9 protein-coding genes are annotated in these 13,140 nt (G+C 49.9%); all 9 read left to right on the top strand.

The window, feature by feature from the left end; all coding sequences use genetic code 11:
• The first annotated feature begins 474 nt into the window (after positions 1 to 474).
• The 9 genes from BWI93_RS07335 to BWI93_RS07290 all read left to right on the top strand — a co-directional run bounded on the left by BWI93_RS07335 (position 475) and on the right by BWI93_RS07290 (position 13,138).
• Positions 475 to 1,446 carry an aldo/keto reductase gene (locus tag BWI93_RS07335; RefSeq protein ID WP_094809742.1) on the top strand — a complete coding sequence of 324 codons (972 nt, stop codon included), beginning with the start codon at positions 475 to 477 and terminating at the stop codon, positions 1,444 to 1,446.
• Between the two features lie 22 nt (positions 1,447 to 1,468).
• Positions 1,469 to 2,299 carry an AraC family transcriptional regulator gene (locus BWI93_RS07330; protein WP_094809740.1) on the top strand — a complete coding sequence of 277 codons (831 nt, stop codon included), beginning with the start codon at positions 1,469 to 1,471 and terminating at the stop codon, positions 2,297 to 2,299.
• Positions 2,300 to 2,581: 282 nt separating this feature from the next.
• The gene (locus BWI93_RS07325) at positions 2,582 to 3,481 is read left to right on the top strand and encodes a glycerophosphodiester phosphodiesterase family protein (protein WP_094809738.1); all 900 of its coding nucleotides are present in this window, start codon (positions 2,582 to 2,584) and stop codon (positions 3,479 to 3,481) included.
• A gap of 333 nt (positions 3,482 to 3,814) precedes the next feature.
• Positions 3,815 to 4,648, top strand: coding sequence for a universal stress protein (locus BWI93_RS07320; RefSeq protein WP_094809736.1), 834 nt, complete (start codon positions 3,815 to 3,817; stop codon positions 4,646 to 4,648).
• A gap of 7 nt (positions 4,649 to 4,655) precedes the next feature.
• A complete protein-coding gene (locus tag BWI93_RS07315; protein ID WP_094809734.1) occupies positions 4,656 to 5,402 on the top strand; it encodes an SDR family NAD(P)-dependent oxidoreductase in 747 nt (248 codons plus the stop codon).
• A 654-nt stretch (positions 5,403 to 6,056) separates the two neighbouring features.
• Complete coding sequence (locus BWI93_RS07305) at positions 6,057 to 8,024, top strand: PAS domain S-box protein (protein ID WP_094809664.1); 1,968 nt, start codon at positions 6,057 to 6,059, stop codon at positions 8,022 to 8,024.
• Positions 8,025 to 8,038: 14 nt separating this feature from the next.
• On the top strand, positions 8,039 to 10,408 hold the full coding sequence (locus tag BWI93_RS07300) for a PAS domain S-box protein (RefSeq protein WP_094809662.1): 2,370 nt from the start codon (positions 8,039 to 8,041) through the stop codon (positions 10,406 to 10,408).
• A 209-nt stretch (positions 10,409 to 10,617) separates the two neighbouring features.
• The gene (locus BWI93_RS07295; RefSeq protein WP_094809660.1) at positions 10,618 to 11,421 is read left to right on the top strand and encodes an AraC family transcriptional regulator; all 804 of its coding nucleotides are present in this window, start codon (positions 10,618 to 10,620) and stop codon (positions 11,419 to 11,421) included.
• Positions 11,422 to 11,491: 70 nt separating this feature from the next.
• Entirely contained in the window at positions 11,492 to 13,138 is a 1,647-nt protein-coding gene (locus tag BWI93_RS07290; protein WP_094809658.1) for a serine hydrolase, read from the top strand.
• The last annotated feature ends 2 nt before the right edge of the window (positions 13,139 to 13,140 follow it).

The following is a 13,140-nucleotide window of genomic DNA, read 5'->3' as shown; positions in this document are numbered from 1 at the left end:
GCCGCCTACCATTCCATGGGGGCCATCCCATGGGGGCCATCCCATGGTGGCTCCCTCCGCAATGCGGTGGCCTTGAGCAGGATGAAGTCAGCGGCATGCGATGCCCGGCATGGATGCATATGTACTAAAAGACCAGCCGTACCTACGGAACGAAATACTGACTTTGTAAAACATTGCAGAAGCCTATTTATCCTGTTAAGAGAAACGAATACGTAAAACAACTCCCCCTACTCCCCCTTACTTGATATTGATACTTTTTGGTTCGAATCCTGTTTTAGCCTATAGTCTGGGCTTTGCTGACCCTACTTATTACAACAACTTTTTCAAGAAACATACGGATGATACGCCATTGTTTTTCTGGAAAGGAGCCAGCAAGGACTGACCCATACAGACAAGTTTTTTGAGCCGTAGAGGAAATAAAGCAACTAGAAACCGTACCGACTTTTGTCACGTCAAATTTTAAAAACAAACACGATGACAACGATACCCCAAATCAAACTTGGTAACGAGGGTCCCTTGGTTTCTAAACTCGGCCTAGGCTGTATGCGTATGTCGTCGGTGTGGGGAAGCCCTACTCCGGACGAAACTGAAAGTCTGGCCACCATTCAACTGGCCTTGGACAACGGTATTAACTTTCTCAACACCGGAGACTTTTACGGTAGCGGTCACAACGAAATGCTGGTAGGAAAAGCCATTAAAGGCCGACGCGATCAGGCTTTCATTAGCGTCAAATTCGGGGCGATTTTCTATAACGGCCAATGGATTGGACTGGATCTGCGTCCCATCGCCATCAAAAACTTTATCAACTATTCGTTAGTACGGTTGGGGATTGATACCATCGATCTGTACCAGCCCTGCCGACTGGATGACAGCGTTCCGGTAGAAGACGTGATTGGAACCGTAGCCGACCTGATCAAAGAAGGCAAGGTTCGCCACCTGGGTGTTTCGGAAATCACGGCGGATCAGTTACGCAAAGCCCATAGCGTATATCCGGTCACGGCTCTGGAAATTGGCTACTCCCTGGCGGATCGTCAGATTGAAAGCGACCTGCTCCCGACGGCCAAGGAATTAGGCATCAGCGTGGTGGCCTTTGCCAATACGGCGGAAGGCTTACTTACCGGAACTATGAACGCTCCCCTGCCAGCCGACGATTATCACAACCACTTCTCGCGTTTTCAGGGAGAAAATCTGATCCAAAATCTGGAAAAGGTTGAGGTGTTGAAACAACTAGCCCAGGATAAAGGCTGTACGCCCACGCAGCTAGCGATTGCCTGGGTCAATGCTCAGGGCGAATCTATTATGCCCCTGGTAAGTATGAGCCGACGGTCCCGGCTTCCCGAAAACCTGGCGGCGATGTCCATTACATTTACCCCCGAGGAAATGCACACCCTCAACACCACGTTTGCACCGGGTGCAATTCTGGGCAGTACCTACCTGCAGCGATAGATCCATTTTGTAGCTTTGCTCCGTGACGAATCCAACTGAATTATTTCCAGGACTGATTTTCTTCTCGTATTTATCCAAGCTGAAGAAGGAGAAAGTGGCCTTCCTTGAACACAACACCCTGGTATTTGTGGTTTCGGGTCATTTCTCCATGCAAACGGCCCATCAGCACGTCGCGATGGGTCGGGGTGAGGTAGTGCTGATTCAAAAAAACCAACTAGCAGAAATCACAAAAATGCCCCTGGAAGGCGAAGATTATCAGACCATCGTCATCCGGCTACCGGAAGATATTCTGCGAAACATCGCTCTGGAAGAGCAATGGGAAAGTAACCGAAAGTACGCAGGTCCGGCCAATCTCTTGATTCCGGGAAACGATTTTCTGCGGGCTTTCTTTCAGTCCATCATTCCCTACGTTCGTCACCCGGAAGAGAAAATAACGCACACGCTGGGTATGCTAAAAGTAAAGGAGGCGGTACACCTCCTCCTTTACACGTTACCCGAACTCCGGGAGTTGCTGTTTGATTTTTCGGAACCTTACAAGATGGACCTGGAAAAATTCATGCTTACGAACTTTCACTACAACGTTCCCGTCGAAAAATTCGCCCGACTGACGGGGCGGAGCCTGGCCGGATTCAAGCGTGATTTCCAGAAAACCTTCGGGATGGCTCCCCGGCACTGGTTACAGGAACGCAGACTGACGGAAGCCCGGCACTTGATCGAATCCAAGCACAGGAAACCCTCGGCCATCTATCTTGACCTGGGCTTTGAAAGCCTTTCGCATTTTTCTCACGCCTTCAAAAAGAAATTCGGCAAGGCTCCTACGGAATGGAGTGTACAAGGGAACGAGTACCTTTAATACACAGAAGTCTATGTATCAGACTTCTTTTGTTTCATACCTAGTACGGTACTCCGGTCCATGCGTATTTGTAATTGACGATACCCGTAATTAGTAGAGCATCTTACGGCTTGTCTAGTTGTCATGAAAGATGTTATCATATTGTGAAGTATACGGATGAAGCGTGCAGGTAGAGTAGCTAAACTCTATTTTCGGGGCAACCGTTGGGAACGTATCCAGTCGGCGTAAAAACCGCGTGTATAGAATCCCATCATCCCAAGAAACAATAGTTGCTTCATCCCTATGCTTCGTTTTACCTTCCTTTTCTGGATCCTTGCTTTTTCGGTTCAGGGGCAAACCCGGCCCGTTCAGGACATTATTCGTCAATTACACAATCCCAAATCTACGGAAGTACTGGTGGTAGCTCACCGGGGCGATTGGCGGTATGCCCCCGAAAACTCCGTGCTTAGCCTCGAACACGCCATTCAAATGGGCGTGGATATCGTCGAAATTGATCTGAAGAAAACCAAAGACGGGGTACTGATTCTCTTACACGATGCTACGCTCAATCGTACCACTACCGGCCATGGCAAACCCAGTGAGTATACCTGGGCTGAACTCCAGCAGCTTACGCTTAAAAATGAGCACGGTGGACCGACCCGCCAAAAGATCATGACCTTCGAAGACTGCATGAAACGAGCCAAGGGCCGGGTGATGATCAACATCGATAAAGGGTACGATTACTTTAAAGAAGCCCACCAAATTCTGGAGGCAACGGGTACGATGGATCACGCCATCATCAAAGCCGGTAAATCTTATGAGACGGTAAAAGCCGAAAACGGGGAACTGCTGGGCGGCAAGCTGGCTTTTATGCCGATTGTAAATCTGGCGAAGCCCGAGGCTCAGTCGGTGATTGAATCCTACGAAAAGCATCTAAAACCCGTGGCGTACGAACTCAACTTCGCAACAGATAGCGTTCTGCTTCACTCCAACTATCAATCCATTCGCAAAAGCGGCTCCAAACTCTGGCTCAATAGTCTTTGGGCTAGTTTGAATGGCGGGCACGATGATGAGAAAAGTATCGAAGAAAACGATCCTGAAGCGGGTTGGGGCTGGCTGATTGCCCACGGAGCCACGCTCATTCAAACCGACCGACCCCAGGAGTTGCTGGCTTACCTTCGCAAAAAGGGATTACACCCTTAAATTCTCTGGGTTTGCACCCGCTTGATCGTTTCGATCGGAGTTTAACGCATGTGATATGACTTACAAGCGAGTGAAGGACGAACGGATTTTTTTGTCTTCTTAAACTACTGATTTTTGTACCTGGAACGTATCAACTTCCTGCTTAAAAAAAGATCTCGGCTTTCCCTATAAGATGAACAACTTAGCTCTTATAAAATGATATAAATCAATACCTTATCTAAAAAGATACCAACTGGTAAAAAGTGATTTCAATCAGTTAAAACCCCGACCTGTCTCAGCTCAGGAGTCCTGGAAAACCACGTACTTTGGTCCGTCAAACCAACCTGCGATGCCATGAAAACGATTCTGGTTCCGACGGATCTAAGTCCCTTTTCCTTACAAGCTTTGGAAGTGGCCGCTGAGCTGGCTCGAACGCATCCAGCCCGCATCCTTCTGCTTCATACGGTTCTGGATGAAGACCTGGCTTATTTATCTGCTAACGATTCGGCGTTACAGTTCTCGGAAGAATTAGGACCTGCTTTCGAGAAAGCCCGTTACCGCGACGAAGCTGAATTAGAAGCCTGGATCAGCCATCCGCTCTATGCGGGAATCGACATTCAGATTGAAGTAGGAAAAACGTTGAAAGGATTCCTGGAGTGCCTCTCCGATTATCACCCCGACCTGATCATTATGGCTTCGAAAGGAGCATCCGGCCTCAAGGAATTGGCTGGGGGCTCCCACGCGGAAGCCGTGATGCGGCAGGCCCATTGTCCGGTATTGATTCTGAAAGAACCGATCAGACCTTTTCATCCCAGACGAATCCTAACGGCCGTGGATGTAGACAACCGGGTGCCCGCTATCCTACCCAAACCTTTTTTCCTGAATATCCGCGAACGGGACGATTACCTGTTTGTGATGAAACCCTTCGATACGCGTTCGGACGAAGAAATTCAGCAGTTGATGAACCTTTGGGCTCAAAAGCAGCAGCTGGACTCCTACCGTTTGCACATCGGCCGCCATTCGTCCACGGCCAAAGGCATTCTCGAATATGCGACGGAAGTATCCGCCGATGTACTGGTCCTGTTTACACACGCCCGGAAAGGAATCCAACACTTCCTCTACGGTAGTGTGGCTGAAACCGTACTAAACCGGGCTGAGTTACCCGTCTTGATCATTCATTTATCTTAAATTACCTATGGAAAAGCTATTTCAAGGAAAAACGGCTTTAGTAACCGGTGCCGCTTCGGGCATCGGCAGAGCAGTAGCCCTGCTCTACAGCCAGTACGGAGCCCAGGTTATGGTATCTGATTTGGCCGATGGACAGGCCGTGGTTGAAGAAATAACCGCAGCCGGAGGTATTGCTCATTTCTATCAGGCTGACGTAGCGGATCCCCGGCAGTGTCAGCAACTGGTACAGGAGACCGTTCGTCGGTTTGGAAAGCTGGATTTTGCCTGTAACAATGCCGGTATTGGTGGTGAATTGAATGTTACGGCCGATTATTCGCTGGAAGGCTGGCAAAAAATCATGGATGTGAACCTGAACAGCGTGTTTTACTGCATGAAATATGAGCTGGAAGTAATGCTGACCCAGGGCTCGGGATCGATCGTAAACATGGGTTCGATTTTAAGTCAGGTGGGTACCGCTCACTCGCCCGGGTACGTAGCGGCGAAACACGCCGTAGTAGGGTTAACGCAAACGGCGGCCCTGGAATACGCCCCCAAAGGCATCCGCATCAATACCGTTGGCCCGGCTTACATTGATACGCCCCTGCTCAAAAATTTACCAGCCGAAGCCCGGCAGTTGCTCATCGGGATGCATCCGATGGGTAGACTGGGGCGTTCGGAAGAGGTCGCTGAATTAGTCATTTGGCTTTCTTCCGATAAAGCCTCCTTCGTGACTGGGTCGTACTATCCCGTAGACGGCGGCTACCTGGCTCAATAGGGCTACCGGTCTTTCTTGCATTAGCTAATCTTACACCTTAAAAAATCCCTACTGTTGTCCTGAAAGCTTCCCGGAAGAAGTTTTCAGGACAACAGTACAGGTACCTGAGCGTATCATCGCTTCATTCCAGTCGCTTCCAGCTCAACTGGTGAAATTTCTACGCCGGGATAGCTTTCCATTTACTTCCTATACCAAAAGCCGTTAGCTTCATTCAATCTTCTGGTTCATTACCCCCGTTGAGTTCTTTGCTGAAATTGCCTTTTGTGACGTTGATCCGAATTTTACTGATTCAGGCGAAGATAAAATTATATACGTCCCCGATTTCGTCCCTTTTATGTTTTGCATAAGTATGATTTTTGAAAAAAAGATCGTCTGCGTATAGTAAACGAAACGAGTCCAGCGGCGATCCGAAAATGTCACGGGCAGGACCGTATGGGCTCTTTTCCGTGGCTTTCCCAGAAAACCATTCGCGGGAGTAGTAAGGATTTTCCTGCAAGCAAGCGTTGACATAGGGTAATAAATCAAATTGCTGAATTGATACTCGTTAGGTTTTCCCTTTATTAGCCCCTGATTCCCGCCAGAATTCCCCGGCTCGCTGCTTTTCTTTTCATCGCGAGTGATAAGCTTCCAACCGCCCACGATCTCCTTTCTGCCATGGACCGTCATGCCCCTTCTAAATCTGATGAAGCCTTTGATTTACTTTCAAGCCCAGCGTACCAAGCCCTGATTGAATCGTTTGACCAGGCGATTTGGGAAACAGATGCTCAGGGTAAGGTTCGTAAAGACTCGCTCAGCTGGCGGGCCTACACGGGTCAGTCGCTGGAAGAATGGATGCAGGAGAACTGGACGGCCGCCGTACACCCCGATGAACAGGCATACGCCCAAAGACAATGGCAACAGTCCATTCAGGCAGGCATACCGCTGGAAATGGAATTACGTTTACGCAGACCCGACAGTAGCTGGCGATGGTCGAACGTGAAAACACGGGCCATCCGTAACGCTGACGGCTCCATCCGTGCCTGGATAGGAATCAGCGTGGATATTTCAGCCTACCGAGCGGATAAAGACGCCCAGCAAACGCATTTAGAAGGGCAAATCGCCCAGCGTACGGACCAGTTGCGGGCTAGTCAGGAACTACTTCGGGCTACGCTAAACAGCTCACCAGACCAGATTGAAGTTTTCAAGGCCGTTCGGGATGAACAAAACCAGATCATTGATTTTCAATGGATTTTACTCAATGAAGCCGCTGATAAAGTTTGCGGTGAAGTCCTTGGCAAAAGCCTTGTCACGCAACGACCCGATCTACTTGCTACCGGTATTTTCGCGTCGATGATCGCCGTGGTTCAAACGGGCCTTCCCTACCAGCAGGAGATTCGCCCTGAACCGAGCCACTGGTTTTTCCTGTCGTTGGCAAAACAGGATGATGGTATCATCCTGACCACCCGGGATATTACTTCTTCCAAAGAAGCCGAGCAGGAACTACAACAAGCCCGGCAATTGCACGACGCGGTTTTTCGAACCGTTCGCCATGCCATTACGGTCTTTGAGGCAGTCCGCGATGAGTCAGGTAAAATTGTGGATTTTCGTTTTATTTTCTCCAACGGCGTCGCCGACCGTTACATGGGCGTTTCCACCCAGGGTAAAACCTTACGCACCATCACACCTTCGTACCTCGATGAATCCAACTTCACTACTATGGTTGAAGTGGTGGAAACGAACCTGCCTACCGATAAAATCCTGCATTTCACCTACGGGACCAGGCCCATGTACCTGCGTACCCAATACATGAAACTTCAGGATGGGCTGGTTATGATGTACGAAAACATCACCGAACGTCAAATTGCCGAAGCCAAACTCCTCCGCCTGAAAGACGAAGTTGCCCAAAAAGCGACGGACAAATACCTGACACTTTTCAATCACATGGAGCAGGGTTTTTGTATCATTCAGGTACTCTTTGATGAATCGGAAAATCCCGTTGATTATCTGTTTCTGGAAGTAAACCCGGTCTTTGAAAGACAAACCGGTTTACGCAACGCTACGGGCAAAAAGATGCGTGAACTTCAGCCGTTGCTGGAAGAGCATTGGTTTCAAAGCTATGGCGAGGTAGTTAAAACCGGCAAGGCCGTACACTTTGAAAACGAAGCTGCCTACCTGGTTGGAGGCGTGTGGTACGAAGTCTTCGCCTTGCCTTTTGGCCCGCCTGGCGATTGCCAGGTAGCCGTTCTTTTCAACGACATCACCTTACGCCGACGAAATCAGCAACGCCAGGAACATCTGCTGAAGCTGAGCGACGCCCTTCGGCCCTTGGCAAATCCCAATGAACTCAAGCGGGTAGCCACGGATCTTCTGGAAAAGCGGCTGGGGGTAACGCACGTTTTTTACCGGGAGCATTTACCAAAGCAGACTGAGCTTCGGGGTGCTGATCGCTTTGGTATTTCCGATGAATCAGAGCTTTCCGTATGGTTCCAATCGCAGGATTCTGAAGCTTTCCTTACCCGCTTGTTAGGATCAGGAAACCCGGTCATCATTCCGGAAATCACTACGGCAACCGAGCTTTCTTTGGCCGAGCAAAAGGCATTCATCAGGCTGGTATCGCTGCCCTGGTTCTTTTCCCGCTCCTGAAAAACGGGCATTGGGTGGCAAGCCTTTGGATTCACCAGCGGGAGCCGCGGGAATGGAACCTGCTGGACGTGTCGCTCATCGAGGAAACCGTTGAACGTACCTGGGTAGCCATCGAACGAGCCCGTACCGAAGAAGCTTTACGGGAAAGCGAAGCGAGGTATCGTTCGCTGTTACAGAACCTGCCTGATTATGCCATTTACCGAATGGATTCAGCGGGCATCATTACCGAATGGAACGAAGGAGCCCAACGCATGAAAGGCTACTCGGCTCAGGAAATGATTGGAAAGCATGCCTCCATTTGTTACACGCCGGAAGCCGTAGCGGCGGGTCAGCCCGCCAAAGACCTGCGGGAAGCAGCCCAAACAGGCCGTGTCGAACGGGAGTCGATTCGAATCCGTAAGAGTGGCGAACGCTTCTGGGTCAATGAAATAGCGACGGCCATTCACGATACCCACGGCCAGTTAACTGGCTTTACGAAAATTAGCCGTGACATCACCCGACGCAAACGGGGGCAAGCCTTGCAGCTACAACTGGAGCAGCGTACGCGTCTGGCTGTGGAGGCCGCCGAAATGGCCACCTGGGAATGGCATCTGGTGACCGATAAAGTATACTGGAATGAACAGCATTTCAAACTACTGGGCATGACCATTGAAACGAGTCCGCAACCGTCGGAGGCGTTTACCCGTCATCTCCATCCGCAGGATCGAACGTGGGTTTTGGCAGAATTACAGCGAGCCATTGATGAACAAAGTCTATTTGACGTTGAATTTCGAATTATACGCGAGGATGGCGTGGTTCGCTGGATGAGCGGCTACGGACGCGTGACGGGGGAAGAAGAAGGCCAACCCACCCAGATGAGCGGGGCCATGCTGGATATTACGGATCGCAAACAGGCGGAAGAAGAAATCCGAAAATCGGAAGAGCGGCTACAGCGGGTTCTGTCCATCAGCACGGTAGGTGTCATCTATTTTGATCTGGAAGGAGGAATTCATAAAGTGAATGAAGCCTTCCAGCGGATGAGTGGGTATCCGGTTGAGGCCTTTGCCCTGGGGCAGGTCCGATGGGATACCCTTACGGCTCCGGAGTTTACGCAGTATACTCAAATCGCGGTGCAGGAATACCGTCGCAAGGGGGAGAATACGCCTTACGAAAAGCAATACATTCGCCCGGATGGTAGCCGTTGGTGGGGACTGTTTGCGGGAAAACAACTAAGTGAAGGAGAATTCGTAGAGTTCGTTCTGGACATTACTGAAACGAAACGGGCGGGCGAAATTCTGAAACAGGCGGATCGGAAAAAGGATGATTTTTTAGCCATGCTGGCTCACGAACTTCGCAACCCCATGGCTACCTTACGCAATGGCCTGCAGATTCTTTCCATGACCGGAACGAGTCCGTCACAAACCCGGGGCGTCATTAGTATGATGAGTCGCCAAACGGAACATCTCGTACGCATGGTAGACGACCTGTTGGATGTGAGCCGTATCAGTCGGGGCAAAATTGAGCTGCATCAGGAAACGGTCAATCTGGTGGAATTAGTCCGGCAGTCCGTGGAATCCGTAACACTTCTGTATGAGCAAAAGCAGCAGCAGTTGCACGTAAGTCTTCCCAAACATCCCATTGAAATCGAAGGTGACGCAACCCGACTGGTACAGGTGGTTACGAATCTACTCACGAACGCTGCCCGCTACACGGGCGAAACAGGCGTGGTAAATCTACAGTTGAAGCATCAGGGTCAGGAAGCAATTCTCCGCATCCGGGACAATGGTATTGGCCTGGCTTCGGATCAGCTTACTGCTATTTTTGAGCTTTTTGTGCAGGTGGATAATTCCTTGGCCCGCTCACAGGGAGGACTGGGACTGGGCCTGACGCTGGTAAAACAGATTGTAGAACTGCACGGCGGACAGGTAGAAGCTCAGAGTAAAGGCCTGAAGCAGGGGAGTACGTTTACCGTGCATCTGCCAACCCTGACTACGAGCCTCGCTTCAGAAGCGAGTCAGACGGATACCCTCCCCGCTTCTGAGCCCTTACAAATTTTAGTAGTCGACGACAATCTGGATGCTACGCTAACACTCAGCATGCTTCTAGAGCTCAAAGGCTATCAGGTGCACACCCGCAACAGTGGTCGTTTGGCCCTGGAAGCGGCGGAGCAGCTTCGTCCGGATGTCATTTTGCTGGATATTGGCATGCCTGATCTGGATGGGTATGAAACTTGCCGACACATTCGCCAGCAGCCCTGGAGTCAGAAGATGTTCATCGTGGCGGTATCGGGTTACGGTCTGATTGAAGACAAACAGAAAGCAAAAGAAGTGGGCTTCAATGAGCATTTAACCAAACCCCTGGATTTGGACGCATTGATTCATCTGCTCAATACGTATCAATCTTAAGGCTTACGCACGAACGTAATTATTTTAGTGTAGCCATCTGACTGTATCTTCTATCATCTAATTATACCTAGTTTCTTTCTCAGGTTTTAGAAGCTGAATATTCGTACCTTTCGTTACTGGGTTGTGTTGTGTTTCATAAACCATCACTGAAGTTTCCCATTCGTGGAGAAATAATAGAGTCATTCTACATCCTACCCCCTTTTCCTGGTATGAACGCTCTGCAAACCGGTCAATTTTATGGCCAGACCAATCAAAAACTTCAGTTGGGTCATCTGACCCTTACGGATACGGAATACACTCACCCCTGGGTGGACTGGCATTACCACGAAAACGCCTACTTTACTTTCATTTTACAGCGAAACGTAGTAGAAGGGAACCGGAAACAAACGTACACCTGTACCCCGGGCAGCCTGCTGTTTCACCATTGGCAGGAAGCTCATTACAACCAGAAACCCGAAGGTTATACCCGGGGCTTCCACGTTGAAATCAACGCGGACTGGTTTCAAGCCTATGAAGTACAAGCGTTGCAGGGCAGTATCGACCTTCAGCATCCACAGGCCAAACGACTCATGTACAATCTCGTCAGAGAAGCCAAACGCCACGAATGCTATACGCCCCTGGCCATTGACGCCTTACTCGTTTCGTTATTTTCTGAACTTACGCAGGCGTTTGACCACCCGTATCTGAGGCAGCCTTCCTGGGTGAAACAACTGCGGGATCTCTTACACGATGCTCCGGAAGAACCCTGGACGCTCAACCAGTTAGCCGGGCAACTCGCTCTTCATCCGGTTTACCTCTGCCGGGAGATGCCCCGTTACTTTAACTGCCACTTCGGAGAGTACCTGCGAATGATACGGCTTCAGAAGGCCTTACCGCTATTGATAAGCCAGGGTCAGTCGTTAACACAAATTGCCCTGGCATGCGGTTTTGCCGATCAGAGTCATTTTATTCGTTCGTTTCGGGCTCAGTATGCCCTCACGCCGTTTGCATACCGAAAACTTTTTGTAGGCTAAGGTTAATCCTGTTCTATTTCCGGCCTCATCCCGTGTGTAGGTTTGTACCTCACCCCTCTCCTATGGGAAAATGATACGCTTAAATGTACTGACCGGACTGTTCCTGATGTTCTGTTACTTCCCCCTTCAGGCTCAGCTTGTCCAAACGCAGGGCATCACCTCTCCCCTGCATCAGGCCAACCAGGGAAAAATTCTTTTTACCTCCCGTGAAATTCCTCCGGATGAACTGAAAACCGGTGACTTTTTAACCAGTTACTCACTGACCAACCACAGCAACCTCTTCCTGACGGCCTTTCTGGGCAATTCACTGACTAACTATCTGCATGCTCTGGCTCCTACGTTGTCCGCAGATAGTCTGACGAAGGTGGGTAATTATCAGTTTTCCTTTTACGTCGATCAGCAACTCATTTACCAGACTAATCTTCATCCCGGAGCTCCTTACGCCCGGATCAAAAATGAAGAGACGGTCATTCGTAAACCGCTGATTGACAACCAGCACGAGGGACGCTGGTGGAGCCAGTCGGCGTGGAACCGATTCATGAATCAGGGCGGAGATCAGGCCCTGACGGAGGGAAAACACCTGTTTACCCTGGAAATCAGACCCTACCTGAAGCTTTCACACGTGCTCGTTGGTCCAACTCTGGCCCGGGGTGAAATTCATCTGGACGTAAAGCGAAAACCCACGTTTAATCCGGATACGATAAAACTGACGACTCCTAAACCATATCCGGGTCTTAACGTCTCGTCCGATTCCTTCGACCGACCTGCCATCCAAGCACTAAAGGGCAACATTGAAGCGGGTGTGTTTAAACACATCACCAGTATCGTAGTCCTTAAAAAGGGCCGGATCCTTCTGGAGGAATATTTTAATGGAGCCGACCGAAACACTTTGCACGATGTCCGCTCGGTAGGCAAGTCCTTTGCTTCAACCTTAACGGGTATTGCCCAAAACGAGGGATATCTGAACGAGAAGCAATCCTTGCGGGAATTTTATGACCTGAACGCTTACGCTTTTCAATCAGCAGCAAAAGCGGCTACTACGGTGCGGGACTTACTCACGATGAGTTCCGCTTTTGACGGAGATGATGACCATCTGGATTCCCCCGGCAATGAAGAGCACATGTACCCTGAACCTGACTGGGTACGCTTTACGTTGAATCTTCCCGTGCTACCGGCCAAGTACCAGGGGGAATGGCATTACTTTACGGCGGGCGTGGTTTTGCTGGGCGACATTCTTAACAAGCGAGTACCCCAGAATCTGGACGTATACTCCAGAAACAAGCTTTTTGAACCCCTTGGAATTCGTCATTACCGCTGGCCCTATACGCCCCAAAATGTGGTAAGTACCGCCGGAGGTATTCAACTTCAGGCACTGGATTTGGCCAAGTACGGACAGCTGTATCAAAATAAGGGTAAGTGGAACGGACAACCACTGATTCCGGAGACCTGGGTAGCGAAAACCTTTACCAAGCACAAAGCCATTCCCGGTCGTACGCAGGAATATTACGGTTATTTATTTTGGAATAAGACCTATACAGTGCGTGACAAACGCCTTGAAACCTACTACTGTACCGGCAATGGGGGCAATAAAATTTTCGTTTTTACGGATCAACCGCTGGTGGTGGTGGTTACGGCTACAGCCTATAATACTTCCTACGCCCACACGCAGATCGATCGGCTGATGCAGGAGTATGTACTACCAGCCGTGCTAAAATAAAC

This window comes from Siphonobacter sp. BAB-5385, from assembly GCF_002261125.1.
GTDB lineage: Bacteria > Bacteroidota > Bacteroidia > Cytophagales > Spirosomataceae > Siphonobacter.
This window is presented reverse-complemented; position numbering and strand designations above follow the sequence as displayed.